This window comes from Kribbella albertanoniae (assembly GCF_004348455.1).
GTDB classification, from domain to species: domain Bacteria; phylum Actinomycetota; class Actinomycetes; order Propionibacteriales; family Kribbellaceae; genus Kribbella; species Kribbella albertanoniae.
In genome coordinates, this window is sequence record NZ_SMKA01000081.1 from 16752 (window position 1) to 29846 (window position 13095).

Here is a 13095-nt window from a genome sequence, read left to right on the forward strand (position 1 = left end):
TCGGGCGCAGCAGCAAAGCACACCAGTGTCAGGCGCGGCGGCGGATCTTGTTGCCCAGCCAGACGATGGGGTCGTACTTGCGGTCGGCGACTCGTTCCTTCATCGGGATGAGGGCGTTGTCGGTGATCTTGATGTGTTCGGGGCAGACCTCGGTGCAGCACTTGGTGATGTTGCAGAAGCCGAGGCCGTGTTGTTCCTGGGCCGCGTGCTGGCGGTCGCCGGCGTCGAGGGGGTGCATGTCGAGTTCGGCGATGCGCATCAGGAACCGGGGGCCGGAGAAGGATTCCTTGTTCTCCTCGTGGTCACGGATGACGTGACAGGTGTCCTGGCACAGGAAGCACTCGATGCACTTGCGGAACTCCTGCGAGCGCTCGACATCGACCTGCTGCATCCGGTACTCACCGGGCTTCAGGTCGGCCGGCGGTTTGAACGCGGGGATCTCGCGGGCCTTCTGGTAGTTGAAGGAGACGTCGGTGACGAGGTCCTTGATCACCGGGAAGGTCCGCATCGGGGTGACCGTGACGGTCTCCCCTTCCTCGAAGGTGTTCATCCGGCACATGCACAGCAGCTTCGGCATGCCGTTGATCTCGGCGCTGCAGGAGCCGCACTTGCCGGCCTTGCAGTTCCACCGGACCGCCATGTCCGGCGTCTGCGTCGCCTGCAGCCGGTGGATGACGTCGAGGACGACCTCGCCCTCGTTCACCTCGACCTCGTAGTCCTTCAGCCCACCGCCGTCGGCGTCGCCCCGCCAAACACGGAACTTGGCTAGGTAACTCATGCGGGCAGCTCCTCTTCGGTGAGGTACTTCGCCAGTTCGGTGCGCTCGAACAGCTCGAGCAGGTCCTCGCGCATCGGGATCTGGTCCTTCTTGACCACGGTGACCGCGTCGCCGTCGCTCTCCAGGGAGCAGACCAGGAGCAGCTTGCGCCACTCGGCGTTCATCCCGGGGAAGTCGTCGCGGGTGTGACCGCCGCGGGACTCCTCCCGCAGGAGGGCGGCCTTGGCGACGCACTCCGACACGGTCAGCATGTTGCGCAGGTCCAGGGCGAGGTGCCAGCCGGGGTTGAACTGCCGGTGCCCCTCGACCGTCATCTTCGCGATCCGGCCGCGGAACTCGGTCAGCCGCGCCAGCGCCTGCTCGATCTCGTCGGCCTTGCGGATGATGCCGACCAGGTCGTTCATCGACTGCTGGAGTTCCTGGTGGATCGTGTACGGGTTCTCCCCGCCCTCGAGCTCGAACGGCGCCAGGGCCTCGGCCGCGGCAGCGTCGATATCGGCCTCGGAGATCTGCGGCCGGTCCTTGCCGAGCGACTCGACGTACATCGCCGCACCGGCTCCGGCGCGGCGGCCGAAGACGAGCAGGTCGGACAGCGAGTTGCCGCCGAGGCGGTTCGAACCGTGCATCCCGCCGGCCACTTCACCGGCGGCGTACAGGCCCTTGACCGAGGACTGCGCGGTGTCCGGCTCGACCTCGACACCACCCATCACGTAGTGACAGGTCGGGCCGACCTCCATCGGCTCCGCGGTGATGTCGACGTCCGCCAGCTCCTTGAACTGGTGGTACATCGACGGCAGCCGGCGCTGGATCTCCTCGGCGGGCAGCCGGGAGGAGACGTCCAGGAAGACGCCGCCGTGCGGGGTGCCGCGGCCGGCCTTGACCTCGGAGTTGATCGCCCGGGCGACCTCGTCGCGGGGCAGCAGCTCCGGTGGGCGCCGGTTGTTGTCGGCGTCCTTGTACCAGCGGTCGGCCTCTTCCTCGGTCTCCGCGTACTGCGCACGGAAGACGTCCGGAACGTAGTCGAACATGAACCGCTTGCCTTCGGAGTTCTTCAGTACGCCGCCATCGCCGCGCACCGACTCCGTGACCAGGATCCCCTTCACCGACGGCGGCCAGACCATGCCGGTCGGGTGGAACTGGATGAACTCCATGTTGATCAGCGTCGCGCCGGCCCGCATCGCGAGGGCGTGACCGTCACCGGTGTACTCCCACGAGTTCGAGGTGACCTTGAACGACTTGCCGACGCCGCCGGTGGCCAGGATGACCGCGGGCGCGTCGAACAGGATGAACCGGCCGGACTCACGCCAGTACCCGAAGGCACCGGAGATCGCGTCGCCGTCCTTGAGCAGCTCGGTGACCGTGCACTCGGCGTACACCTTGAGGTTGGCCTCGTAGTCGCCGGTCGCCTCGAAGTCCTCCTGCTGCAGCGAGACGATCTTCTGCTGCAGGGTGCGGATCAGCTCCAGGCCGGTCCGGTCGCCGACGTGCGCGAGCCGCGGGTAGGTGTGACCGCCGAAGTTGCGCTGGCTGATCTTGCCGTCCGGGGTCCGGTCGAACAGAGCGCCGTACGTCTCCAGCTCCCAGACCCGGTCGGGGGCTTCCTGCGCGTGCAGCTCGGCCATCCGCCAGTTGTTCAGGAACTTGCCGCCACGCATCGTGTCGACGTAGTGCGTCTTCCAGTTGTCGTTCGCGTTCGCGTTGCCCATCGCGGCCGCGCAGCCGCCCTCGGCCATCACGGTGTGCGCCTTGCCGAACAGCGACTTGCACACGATCGCGGTGCGCTTGCCCTGCTCGCGGGCCTCGATCGCCGCGCGCAGACCGGCGCCGCCGGCCCCGATCACGACGACGTCGTAGGTGTGTCGTTCCAGCTCAGTCATATCTCGCAGATCCTCAGTTCAAGAAGCGCAGGTCGGAGAACCAGCCGGCCGACAGCGCCATGATGTAGAAGTCGGTCAGGATCACGGTGAACAGCGACGCCATCGCGAACGTGCCGTGCTTCGGGTTCAGCTTGGACACCCAGGTCCAGTACCGGTACCGCCACGGGTGCTTGGAGAAGTTCTTCAGCCGGCCGCCGACGATGTGCCGGCAGGCGTGGCAGGACAGCGTGTACAGCCAGAGCATCACCAGGTTGATCCAGATGATCACCGTGCCGAGGCCGATGCCGAAGCCGCCGTCCGTGCCGTGGAAGGCGAGCACGCCGTCGTAGACGTTGAGCACACCGAAGACCAGCGCGCCGTAGAAGAAGTAGCGGTGCAGGTTCAGACCGGTCAGCGGGAACTTGCTCTCACCGCTGTACTTCTTGTGCGGCTCCGGTACGGCGCACGCGCCGGGCGCGAGCAGTAGCGAACGCCAGCCCGCCTTGCGGTAGTAGTAGCAAGTACCGCGGAAGCCGGCCAGTACGGCGAACGTGATGATGCTGAACGGGATGAACACCGGGAACTTCGGGAACCAGGTCCCCAGGTGACTCGACCCCGGCACACACGACTCGGTGACACACGGCGAGTACAGCGGGGTCAGGTAGTGGTGCTCGTCCACCCAGTACCACTTGTTCATGAAGATCCGGATCGTCGCGTAGACGATGAAGAAGCCCAGGATCACTCCGATCCGCAGCGGCGCCAGCCACCACCGATCGGTCCTTGCTGTCTTCAGTCCAACCTGTGCGCGTCCCGGCGAATCAACTCCATGTGCCATCAGGGGGCACGCCGATCAGGTGCGCCGAAGCCTTCATGCTCCGCGTCTGTCCACATGGACGCGTCATACTCCACGTCGGGAATCTCCTCGAGGTCCTCCGGAACCGGTCCGGGTCTGTGCTTCGGGTCGGGAGGGCCGAGCTCGGCCAAGTCGTCGCTCAAGCGGGCCACGTCGGACACCAGTCGGCGGACGCCGAGGGTGTCTCCGTAGGTCTGACTGAGCTTTCCGACGGCCGCATGTAGCGCTTCGAGTGCGCGGACGACGGGCGCAACGTCGCTGTTGCCTTCACCCATGCCGACTCCAGTGATGGTGTTGTAGCTGTCAGTATGGGCACACTTTGCCGCGCTCCGGCATGCAACGGAAGACCTCTCGGTACGGCGTGTTTCTACTTAGGGTTGCCTCAGTTGCCGACGGCCGACGAGTGGAGTAATGGAGTGAATCCGGCCTTCAGCACAACGAGATTCGCCGCTGGCGTCAACACCTCGATCTCGATCAGTCCCGGTGGCCGGCGCGGGTTTTCGTAACCCTGCCACGACCACGGCAGCACTTGTCCGTCGAGCACGAGCGCCGGACGGCCGTCGTACCGGACCATGGCGCCGTCGGGCAGCTCGGCCAGTGGTCGCACGGCGGTGCGTTGCCGGCGCGTGCGCGGCTCGACGCGTTGACTGTGCAGTACGGCGTCCATCGCGGGCGCGCGTGGGCGTTCGTCGAGGCCTTGTCCCTGCGCCCAGGCCCCGGCGTACCGCAGGAAGTCTCTGCGCCGGCAGTAATGACAAGGTCGATGCCCGGCGGCGAGGGCGACGGCTTCGTCGAAGAAGAACAAGGCCGTCCAGCGCCCGGCCGGCATCGGATCGCGCTGAACTCCCTTCCAGTCAAGGACGCAGCAGATCCACGCCTTGGAGCGCCAGCGCGTCGTGCCGAGGCGGCGATCCGGGCTGTGCAGGGTGCCACGGTTGCCCATCAGGAGGCCGCGACCGTCCTCGGCCACGATCTCCTGGGTGGGAAGAACCCTGTTCTGCAACGGCATACGGCTCATCGTGCCCTAGCCCACCGACGGTTTTTCGTTACATGTCTGACAGAGTCGTCCTGTGCAGATTGTTGTAGGGGTAGCCGTCGTGCGTGGCGAGCGGGTGCTGGCGGCGTACCGGCCGGGGTCTGAGGGTGGTTGGGAGTTCCCGGGTGGGAAGGTCGAGCCAGGGGAGACCGAAGCGCAGGCGGGTGCCCGCGAACTGCGCGAGGAACTGGACCTCGATGTCGAGATCGGCGCCTCACTCGGACCCGGGGTGGACATCTCCGACAAGTACCGGCTGCACGTCTACCGGGCGACGATCGTGACGGGCGAGCCGGTACGGCGGGAGCACGCCGAACTGCGGTGGTTCGGGGCGGACGAACTCGTCGAAGCGGACTGGCTGGTACCGGATCGGCCGTTCGTGAGGGCCCTGCGCAACCAGTTGTAGTGGCGGAAGTCACATTCGGCGGAAACGACGTTCCGGAACCGTCGGATCACGCTGAGAAAACGGCCCCGACCGCAACTGTATGGGTCGTTTGTATGGGTTGTACCTGGTGAGTGGTCTACGCCGGCCGCGAGAATCCTTCTGCACGCTACTGGGGAGGAGTGAGGAATGTCGGTGTATCAGGTCGTCCCTTCCATCCGGAGGGAAGACGTCGAACCGGAAGATGTCTGCGAGATCTACGAACTGGGATCCCGGCGGCAGACGCCGGCGGCGATCAAGGAGCTGACCAGCCGTCAGATCGCGATCGGGCGGATGCTGTCCACCGGGACGAAGGATGCCGCGATCGCTCGTGAGCTCGGCCTGTCCCTGCGGACGGTCCGGGCCGAGGTCAGTGCCCTGGTGGTCGGGCTCGGCGCCAAGTCCCGGTTCCAGGCCGGCTGCCTGCTGGTCCGTCGTTTCGGCTGACCGGAACAACTGGCGGGAATAACTGTCGGGGCTGCGACGTAGTGTTTGAACATGGCTGAGCTCCCTGACCGTCGGTTGTTGTTGGTACACGCCCACCCTGACGACGAGACCATCAACAACGGCGCAACCATGGCGCGGTACGTGGACGAAGGCGCCCACGTCACGCTGATCACGTGCACTCTCGGTGAAGAGGGCGAGGTGCTCGTTCCGGATCTGTCCCATCTGGCCGCTGACCAGACCGACCAGCTGGGACCACACCGGATCACCGAGCTCGACGCCGCGATGGCCGAGCTCGGCGTCACCGACCACCGCTACCTCGGCGGCCCCGGCAAGTACCGCGACACCGGGATGATCTACAACGACGAGGGCAACGCCGACGTCCCGCCGGACACCCGTCAGGACAGCTTCTGGCAGGCCGACCTGCTGACCGCGGCGAACGATCTGGTCCCGGTGATCCGGGAGATCCGCCCGCAGGTCCTGGTCACCTACGACGAGTACGGGAACTACGGCCATCCCGACCACATCAAGGCGCACCGCGTCGCGATGTACGCCGCTGCCCTGGCCGGCGCCCGGTCGTACCGGGAGGATCTCGGCCCGGCCTGGGAGATCCCGAAGATCTACTGGACCGCGATCATCGAGTCGGCGATGCGGGCGAGCCTGCGCGAGCTCCGCGCGGCCGGCGACACCACGACCTTCGAGGGGATGGATCCGGAGGGCCCGATGCCGCCGATGATCACCCCGGACCGGTTCATCGACGCGATCGTCGACGGCTCGGCGTACATGGATCGCAAGATGAACGCGATGAAGGCGCACGCCACCCAGATCACGGTGGACGGGCCGTTCTTCGCCCTGTCGAACAACAACGGCAGCTCGATCTTCGGCGACGAGGGCTACCGCCTGGTCAAGGGCACGGCCGCCCCCGGTCCCAACGGCGTCGAGGACGACCTGTTTGCCGGCCTCGCGTGACCGTCGCCACACGCTTGGTTCAGACATCAACCATCGGCCGGGCATAGGCTGCTGAGGTGTCAGTGACTCCCGAGCCCAGCGGGACCGTGCCGCCCGAGGAGTTCCGGGCGGCACTGAGCCAGTTCGCGGCCGGGATCCTGATCATGAGCACGCTGCAGGACGGCGTGGCCCATGCGATGACGGCGAACGCGTTCACCTCGGTGTCGCTGGACCCGCCGCTGGTGCTGGTCTGCGTCGACAAGGGCGTCCGGATGCACGACGCCGTCCTCGACTGCGGCTATTGGGCTGTATCGGTGCTGGCGGCGGACCAGCAGGAGCTGGCCGCCCGGTTCGCCCGGTCGGGGCGGGATCTGTACAGCCAGTTCGACGGGGTTGCGACCGAGGCCGGCCCGAAGACCGGCTGCCCGGTGATCACGGGGTCGCTCTCGTGGCTGGAGTGCCGGACCTGGGCGACGTACGAGGGTGGTGACCACACGATCGTGGTCGGCGAGGTGCTCAGTCTGGGCCTCGGGGAAGCCCCGAACGCCGGGGCGCTGGTCCATCACGCCAGTCACTATCGGGAGCTGCCCGGCCGCTGAGCGTGGCGAAGGGGGCTTTTGAGGCAGGCGGGGCCTGCCCCAAAGGTCGGGAAGGCCTGCCCCGTCCCGTAAGATATGCCCTTGTGTCCCGAGCGGGCACAGGCCTGACCACGGCATTGAGCAGGAGGACTTCGTCCGGTGGGGAAGAAGCAGCTCGCGGGGATTATTGCCGCGGCAGGACTAGGCGTGCTCGTCGTGGGGTACGGCGCCGCCTTCGCGTTCGCCGGAGACAAGATTCCCGGTGACACCACCGTGCTCGGTATCCCGCTCGGCGGGTTGTCGCAGACCGACGCCAAGGCCAAGCTCGAGACCGGGCTGAAGGATCGGCTGGCGCAGCCGGTCAAGTTCAAGGCCGGCGACTCCGCGACGTCGTACTCGGTGAATCCGGCCGAGGCTGGACTCAGCCTGGACGTCGACGCGACCGTGGCGCAGGCAGGTGCCGGGCGCAGCCTGGGCCCCGCCCGGATCTGGCGGGCTCTGACCGGTGGTTCCGCGGTCGAGCCGGTGGTCACCAAGGATGAGGCGAAGCTGCAGGCTGCGGTCGCGAAGCTCGCCAAGCAGGTGAACCGCCCGGCGACCGAGGGCTCGATCACCTTCGACGGCCTCAAGCCGGTCTCGCACAAGCCGGCCGAAGGTCTCGAGCTGGACACTGCGAAGGCCGTCGACGTCGTGCTCAAGGCCTACCCGAGCGGCGGCACCGCGGCGGACCTGCCGGTGCAGGTGACCCAGCCGCAGGCCGACTCCGACGCGATCAGCAAGGCGATCACGGACTTCGCCGAGCCGGCCGTGGCCGCGCCGATCAGGCTGACCGTCGGCGACAAGTCGATCTCGCTCAGCCCGTCCGAGTTCGCACCGGCGCTGACCTTCACGGTGAAGGACGGCCAGGTCACTCCCACGTTGAGCGGCAAGCAGCTGGAGCCGCTGTTCCAGAAGCGGTTCAAGACCCTGGAGACGCTGCCGAAGGACGCGACCTTCGAGATCGCGGGCGGTAAGCCGCGGGTCGTCCCGGCGGTCGACGGCATGGTCGTCGACCGCACCAAGGTGGTCCCGGCGATCATCTCGGTGCTGACCAAGCCGGCCGGTGAGCGCAAGGCCGCGGTCGGCCTGGCGAGCACCAAGGCGAAGGTGACCACCGAGCAGATCCAGGCGCTCGGCATCAAAGAGGTGATGGGGGAGTTCACCACCGAGTTCCCGCACGCGCCGTACCGCAACACCAACATCGGCACCGCGGCCCGCAAGATCAACGGCACGCTGCTGAAGCCGAACGAGATGTTCAGCCTGAACAAGATCGTCGGCGAGCGGACCAAGGAGAACGGCTTCACCGAGGGCAACATCATCAGCGGTGGCGTCTTCAAGCTGGACCTCGGCGGCGGTGTCTCGCAGTCGGCGACCACGACCTTCAACGCGGCGTTCTTCGCCGGGCTCAAGGATGTCGAGCACAAGGCGCACAGCGTCTACATCAGCCGCTACCCGATCGGCCGCGAGGCGACCGTCGCGTGGCCGTCGGTGGACCTGAAGTTCCTCAACGACTCCAACAACGGGATCTACATCCAGACCATCTTCACCGCGTCCAAGCCCGGCAGCCAGGGCCGGATCACGGTCAAGATCTGGGGCACCAAGGTGTACGAGATCAAAGCGCGGGCCTCCGGCAAGTCGAACAACCGCGCCCCCGGCCTGGTCTACAGCCAGGAGCCGGGCTGCCGGCCGCAGGCACCGACCGCCGGTTTCGACATCACGATCTTCCGGGACTTCTACAAGAACGGCGCGAAGGTCAAGACCGAGCAGTTCACCACGCACTACAACGCGGCCGACGACATCCGCTGCGGCCCGAAGCCCGGGACCACGACCCCGCCCCCGGGCGGCCCGAACGGTCCGCAGGGCACCCAGACCACCCCGCCCCGTACTCCGAGCTGATCAGCCTCCGAGCTGATCAGCCGCGGTGGAGGGTGTGGAGCCCGGCAGCGACCTGATTGAACAGGTCCTCGCCGATCACCGCACCCTCGCGGCGGACGAGGACCGGATCGACGCGGAGGACCCGGTCCAGCCGTACTTCGCTGTTCCGTCCCTCGCGGTCCCAGGCCCCCTGGCCGACGTCCATCCAGACCCGGCCCCAGCGGGCCTCGTCGGCGGCGTCGCGATCATGGTCCTTGCTGGTCAGAATCAACGCCAGCAGGTACGCCCCGTCGGACCCGACCACGAGCACCGGCCGGTCCTTCCCGCGGTGGTGGTCCTCCTCGAACGGGACCCACGTCCAGACGACCTCACCCGGATCCGCCACCCCGTCATCCGGGTGCGGCGTGTACTCGACCCGCACGGTGCCTTCGAAATCCCCCGGGTATTCGGGCCGCTCCACCACGTGATCCGCCATACCGGCTGAGCCTAGCGGGACGGACTCACCAGATACCGGTAGCGATACGCCTCCATATATCCGAGCCGCCGGTAAGCCGTCACCGCCGGCAGATTGCTCTCCAGGACCTCCAGATAGGTCCGGCGGCCGCCCTGAGGCCCTGCCCAGCGCGCCAGAGCCTGTACGACGGCCGCCACCATCCCGCGGCCTCGGTGAGCCGGTTCGACCCGGAGAGCGCCGATTCCGAGCCAGTGACCGGTCATCGCGCCCCGGCCGACCGCCACCGGCTCGCCGTCGACCGTGATCGAGGCGAAGACGGCCTTGGGCGCACCTTCCAGCACAATCGGCGCCGGGGCGGGAACCGGTCCCTCGAAGGCGACGCCGTACCAGGCCTGGTCGGGGTGCTCGGCGAGCTGGACCTCGTACGGCGGGAGCGCGTTCACGTGGTCGAGCGTGGTGTGCATGACCAGTACGTCGGAACGCTCGGGGTGGGCGTCGATCCAGCCGAGCTCCTGCAGGTCGGTGGCGGCCGGGCTGCCGAGGCGGATCTGGGCCTGCGGTGGCAGCCCGCGCTCGCCGTACCAGGTTTCAGCACGCTTGAGTGCCTCGGCGAGCGGCATCCCAGGGTTCCCGGCCGGGAGCAGCGAGTTGCCGCGACCGGTCCAGCCAGAGGAGGCTCGCAGCAACCACTCGCCCAGATGCACGGTCTCGGCGGCCGGGCGGCCCAGCGCGGTGGTCAGGAAGAGTTGCTCTACGTCGACTGGGCGCAGCGGCATTTCCGGGATCGGTTTGGCGGCGGTGATCGCGGAGAGTTCGATCTCGTGCCGGCTGCTGTCGGCATGCCGGACCACCAGCTGACCCTCCCGACGGTCCTCGAGCACGCCGATGACGTCGGTTAGGCCACCCTTAATTCGATGCCGGACCACAACACGGTGTCCGATATCACGAGTACCAAGGCCTGACACGATCCGGACTCCTGGCAGAGTGGGCGACGTATTACCGTGATACTAGAGACTCTTGCACCACCGCATCGCAGCAACCCAGAGGACCATCGCTGCGCGTGCCTGCCATAGGAGGAGTAGCAGTGACCTACGTCATCGCGCAGCCGTGTGTTGACCTGAAGGACCTCGCTTGTGTCGAGGAGTGTCCCGTGGACTGCATCTACGAGGGCAACCGGATGCTGTACATCCACCCCGACGAGTGCGTGGACTGCGGAGCGTGCGAGCCGGTGTGCCCGGTCGAAGCCATCTACTACGAGGACGACACCCCGGAGCAGTGGAAGGACTACTACACCGCGAACGTCGACTTCTTCACCGACCTGGGCTCGCCCGGTGGCGCGTCCAAGATGGGCAAGATCGACAAGGACCACCAGTTCATCGCCGCCCTGCCGCTGCAGATCCACGACGAGCACTGAGACCTGAGGGTGGGGTGCCACCAGGCACCCCACCTGTCTCAGCTCAGTCGTCGAGTACGTCGACGTGCACGTGGTCGAGGTGCCGGAGGATCTTCTCGTCGCCGCCGCGGTTCGGCGGCGTGTAGTCGCGCCAGCCGCTGTCCGAGCGGCCGCCGGCGGTCCAGATCTTGTCGCTGAAGATGATCGTGCGGATGTTCAGCAGCTTGGCCCGGGCGACCAGGTACTGCGCCATCGCCCAGCCCTTGGTCGTGTTGGCCGCCGTGATCGGCCGGACGAACACGTCGACCGCCCGGCCCTCGTAATGCGCCGACCCCTCCATGTGCCCGGACCGGACCCCGCCCGGCGCGTAACCACCGGTGGAGATCCGCCCGAACGTTGCCAGCAGATCCCGCCGTACGGCGTCCGCGCGGGGCGTCAGCCCGTTCTTGCCGACTGTCTGGACCGGTACGCCGTCCGGGTTGACCGTGCAGCTGAAGACGGCCTTCGAATTGCCGGTCAGCGCGGAGGCGAGCACCCGGGCGTCGCCCTCGTGGTCGGCGTATGCGTTCGGGAAGGCGCTGCGCTGGACGCGGTCGGCCGCGACGGTGATCGGGAGCTTCTGATAGTCCTTGATCTTCACCAGGGCGTCGTAGAACTTGCCGGACGCGTAGTGCGGGTCCTGCACCTGCTTCGTCGTACCCCAGCCCTGGGACGGCCGCTGCTGGAACAGACCCAGCGAGTCCCGGTCCCCATGGGCGAGGTTGCGCAGGCCGGACTCCTGGTACGCCGTAGCGAGCGCGATCGTGACCGCCCGGCCCGGCAGCCCACGCCGTACGGCGACGCCCGCGATGATCGCGGCCGACTCGGCCTGGTCCAGCTCGAGCTCGACGGTCGCACCGTTGACCGTGGCCACGCACTGCTCCGGCGGTGGCAGCAGCGGGCCGAGGTCCTTCCCGCCGACCCAGGCCACAGCTCCGCCGATGACGAGGCTGAGCGCCCCGATGGACCCCAAGGCAACGAGCACGCCTCGCTTCATCGGCATACCGCTCCCAACGTGCGACAGCGGTGGCCTGGTTCCGCGGTGTAGATCACGATGTGGTTGACGCTCGAACCCGCCCAGCGGTTGGCGCGCGTGGTGTCAACGATCACGCGTTCGCATGCAGCGCCTCGTTGAGGGTGATGCCCTCACCCTTCCGCGGCCGGGCCTCGACCGCTCCGGTGACCGAGTTGCGGATGAACAGCAGCCCGGGCTGACCGGACAGGTCGCGGGCCTTCACCACGCTGCCGTCGGGCAGGGTGACCTTGGTCCCGGCCGTCACGTAGAGACCCGCCTCGACCACGCAGTCGTCACCGAGCGAGATCCCGGTTCCAGCGTTCGCTCCGAGCAGGCAGCGCTTGCCGATCGACACGACCTGCGTCCCACCGCCGGACAACGTGCCCATGATCGATGCGCCGGCCCCGATATCGCTGCCGTCGTCGACCACGACCCCGGCGACGATCCGGCCCTCGACCATCGACGTACCGAGCGTGCCGGCGTTGAAGTTCACGAAACCCTCGTGCATGACGGTCGTGCCCTCGGCCAGGTGCGCACCCAGCCGCACCCGGTCCGCGTCGCCGATCCGCACCCCACTCGGTACGACGTAGTCCGTCATCCGCGGGAACTTGTCCACACTCGTCACACTCAGGTGCTGACCAGCCGCCCGCGCGCGCAGTCGCACGTGCTCGATCTCCTCGACCGGCACCGGCCCGACCGACGTCCACGCATTGTTCGGCAGTGCGCCGAAAATCCCGTCCAGGCTCACCCCGTGCGGCCGAACCAGCCGATGCGACAACAGGTGCAGCCGCAGGTACGCATCCGCCGTGCCCTGGGGGCCCTCGGCCAGCACGATCTGCGTGCTTACGACCTCACGCCGTACCTCACGCAGCTCGTCGTTCCCCTCCGCGGCCACCAACTCCGCCGGCGCCTTCACATCCTCCGGCCGCTCACCCAGCTCCGGCGCCGGATACCAAACATCCAGCACAGTCCCGCCGGCAGTAACAGTCGCAAGGCCAAAGCCCCAGGCGTGAGTCGCGTTCGTCATAAGCACAGCCTGCCAGACGCCTGGTCGCCCGCGCGGAGGGTGGTCGCCCGGACCTGCAGGCCATCACAACTGAGGCTGCGAGAGCGGGCGCAGGCGTGCGGCGAGGCTCGGCCCGCAAATGTGATGGCCCTGGGGTCCGCCTCCCCCTTCGCGGCGAGGGGATTGCTCGGCGGCGGGCGGACCGTCACCACTGATCAAGTCGAGTGGGCTCGCGGGATCCCCGCCTGGCGAGCTGCCGGAGACGGGTGATCGGAGAGGTTGGTCAGTGGCTGGAGTACGGGCTGAGGGGAGAGTCGCCGCCGGAGGCGGTGTCCTTCGGCTTTTCGGGGGTGGTCGAAGGGG

Annotated in this window: 15 protein-coding genes; 6 read left to right on the plus strand and 9 right to left on the minus strand. The window is 67.5% G+C overall.

Annotated elements, in window-relative coordinates; genetic code table 11:
- Positions 1-28: 28 nt before the first annotated feature.
- The 5 genes from E1261_RS19060 to E1261_RS19080 form a co-directional block, all read right to left on the minus strand.
- Positions 29-778, minus strand: a complete 750-nt coding sequence (locus tag E1261_RS19060) for a succinate dehydrogenase/fumarate reductase iron-sulfur subunit (RefSeq protein WP_132408232.1) — start codon at positions 776-778, stop codon at positions 29-31.
- On the minus strand, positions 775-2655 hold the full coding sequence (locus tag E1261_RS19065; RefSeq protein ID WP_132408233.1) for a fumarate reductase/succinate dehydrogenase flavoprotein subunit: 1881 nt from the start codon (positions 2653-2655) through the stop codon (positions 775-777). Before E1261_RS19065 ends, E1261_RS19060 begins: the two co-directional genes overlap by 4 nt.
- A gap of 13 nt (positions 2656-2668) precedes the next feature.
- Positions 2669-3469: a hypothetical protein gene (locus E1261_RS19070; RefSeq protein ID WP_132408234.1), complete on the minus strand. Its 801-nt coding sequence runs from the start codon at positions 3467-3469 to the stop codon at positions 2669-2671.
- Positions 3469-3762: a hypothetical protein gene (locus E1261_RS19075; RefSeq protein ID WP_132408235.1), complete on the minus strand. Its 294-nt coding sequence runs from the start codon at positions 3760-3762 to the stop codon at positions 3469-3471. The genes E1261_RS19070 and E1261_RS19075 overlap by 1 nt, the downstream gene beginning before the upstream one ends.
- A 107-nt stretch (positions 3763-3869) precedes the next feature.
- Positions 3870-4496, minus strand: a complete 627-nt coding sequence (locus E1261_RS19080; RefSeq protein ID WP_132408236.1) for a hypothetical protein — start codon at positions 4494-4496, stop codon at positions 3870-3872.
- Positions 4497-4557: 61 nt separating this feature from the next.
- On the opposite strand from E1261_RS19080, the gene E1261_RS19085 reads away from it, so the two are divergent.
- The 5 genes from E1261_RS19085 (at position 4558) to E1261_RS19105 (ending at position 8846) form a co-directional block, all read left to right on the plus strand.
- Positions 4558-4926, plus strand: coding sequence for a (deoxy)nucleoside triphosphate pyrophosphohydrolase (locus E1261_RS19085; protein ID WP_132408237.1), 369 nt, complete (start codon positions 4558-4560; stop codon positions 4924-4926).
- Positions 4927-5091: 165 nt separating this feature from the next.
- Positions 5092-5388, plus strand: a complete 297-nt coding sequence (locus E1261_RS19090) for a LuxR C-terminal-related transcriptional regulator (RefSeq protein ID WP_132408238.1) — start codon at positions 5092-5094, stop codon at positions 5386-5388.
- 51 nt (positions 5389-5439) lie between these two features.
- Complete coding sequence (mshB, locus tag E1261_RS19095) at positions 5440-6354, plus strand: N-acetyl-1-D-myo-inositol-2-amino-2-deoxy-alpha-D-glucopyranoside deacetylase (protein ID WP_132408239.1); 915 nt, start codon at positions 5440-5442, stop codon at positions 6352-6354.
- 56 nt (positions 6355-6410) lie between these two features.
- Positions 6411-6932 carry a flavin reductase family protein gene (locus tag E1261_RS19100; protein ID WP_238176301.1) on the plus strand — a complete coding sequence of 174 codons (522 nt, stop codon included), beginning with the start codon at positions 6411-6413 and terminating at the stop codon, positions 6930-6932.
- A gap of 138 nt (positions 6933-7070) precedes the next feature.
- Complete coding sequence (locus tag E1261_RS19105) at positions 7071-8846, plus strand: VanW family protein (protein WP_132408240.1); 1776 nt, start codon at positions 7071-7073, stop codon at positions 8844-8846.
- A 16-nt stretch (positions 8847-8862) separates the two neighbouring features.
- Here E1261_RS19105 and E1261_RS19110 read toward each other — a convergent pair whose 3' ends face one another.
- A complete protein-coding gene (locus E1261_RS19110) occupies positions 8863-9300 on the minus strand; it encodes a type II toxin-antitoxin system PemK/MazF family toxin (protein WP_132408241.1) in 438 nt (145 codons plus the stop codon).
- 11 nt (positions 9301-9311) lie between these two features.
- Positions 9312-10160, minus strand: coding sequence for a GNAT family N-acetyltransferase (locus tag E1261_RS19115; RefSeq protein ID WP_238176302.1), 849 nt, complete (start codon positions 10158-10160; stop codon positions 9312-9314).
- A 203-nt stretch (positions 10161-10363) separates the two neighbouring features.
- Here E1261_RS19115 and fdxA point away from each other — a divergent pair, with 203 nt between their 5' ends.
- Positions 10364-10693: a ferredoxin gene (gene fdxA, locus E1261_RS19120; RefSeq protein ID WP_132408242.1), complete on the plus strand. Its 330-nt coding sequence runs from the start codon at positions 10364-10366 to the stop codon at positions 10691-10693.
- 43 nt (positions 10694-10736) lie between these two features.
- Here fdxA and E1261_RS19125 read toward each other — a convergent pair whose 3' ends face one another.
- Both E1261_RS19125 and dapD read right to left on the minus strand, forming a co-directional pair.
- Entirely contained in the window at positions 10737-11714 is a 978-nt protein-coding gene (locus E1261_RS19125; RefSeq protein WP_132408243.1) for a VldE C-terminal domain-containing protein, read from the minus strand.
- A 103-nt stretch (positions 11715-11817) separates the two neighbouring features.
- Positions 11818-12753 (minus strand): 2,3,4,5-tetrahydropyridine-2,6-dicarboxylate N-succinyltransferase, encoded by a 936-nt coding sequence (dapD, locus tag E1261_RS19130; protein ID WP_132408244.1) that lies wholly within the window; start codon positions 12751-12753, stop codon positions 11818-11820.
- Positions 12754-13095: the final 342 nt, after the last annotated feature.

Coding starts and splice junctions, on each gene's coding strand:
- E1261_RS19060 (WP_132408232.1), bottom strand. CDS start 778: ATGAGTTACCTAGCCAAGTTCCGTGTTTGGCGGGGCGACGCCGACGGC.
- E1261_RS19065 (WP_132408233.1), bottom strand. CDS start 2,655: ATGACTGAGCTGGAACGACACACCTACGACGTCGTCGTGATCGGGGCC.
- E1261_RS19070 (WP_132408234.1), bottom strand. CDS start 3,469: ATGGCACATGGAGTTGATTCGCCGGGACGCGCACAGGTTGGACTGAAG.
- E1261_RS19075 (WP_132408235.1), bottom strand. CDS start 3,762: ATGGGTGAAGGCAACAGCGACGTTGCGCCCGTCGTCCGCGCACTCGAA.
- E1261_RS19080 (WP_132408236.1), bottom strand. CDS start 4,496: ATGCCGTTGCAGAACAGGGTTCTTCCCACCCAGGAGATCGTGGCCGAG.
- E1261_RS19090 (WP_132408238.1), top strand. CDS start 5,092: ATGTCGGTGTATCAGGTCGTCCCTTCCATCCGGAGGGAAGACGTCGAA.
- mshB (WP_132408239.1), top strand. CDS start 5,440: ATGGCTGAGCTCCCTGACCGTCGGTTGTTGTTGGTACACGCCCACCCT.
- E1261_RS19110 (WP_132408241.1), bottom strand. CDS start 9,300: ATGGCGGATCACGTGGTGGAGCGGCCCGAATACCCGGGGGATTTCGAA.
- E1261_RS19125 (WP_132408243.1), bottom strand. CDS start 11,714: ATGCCGATGAAGCGAGGCGTGCTCGTTGCCTTGGGGTCCATCGGGGCG.
- dapD (WP_132408244.1), bottom strand. CDS start 12,753: ATGACGAACGCGACTCACGCCTGGGGCTTTGGCCTTGCGACTGTTACT.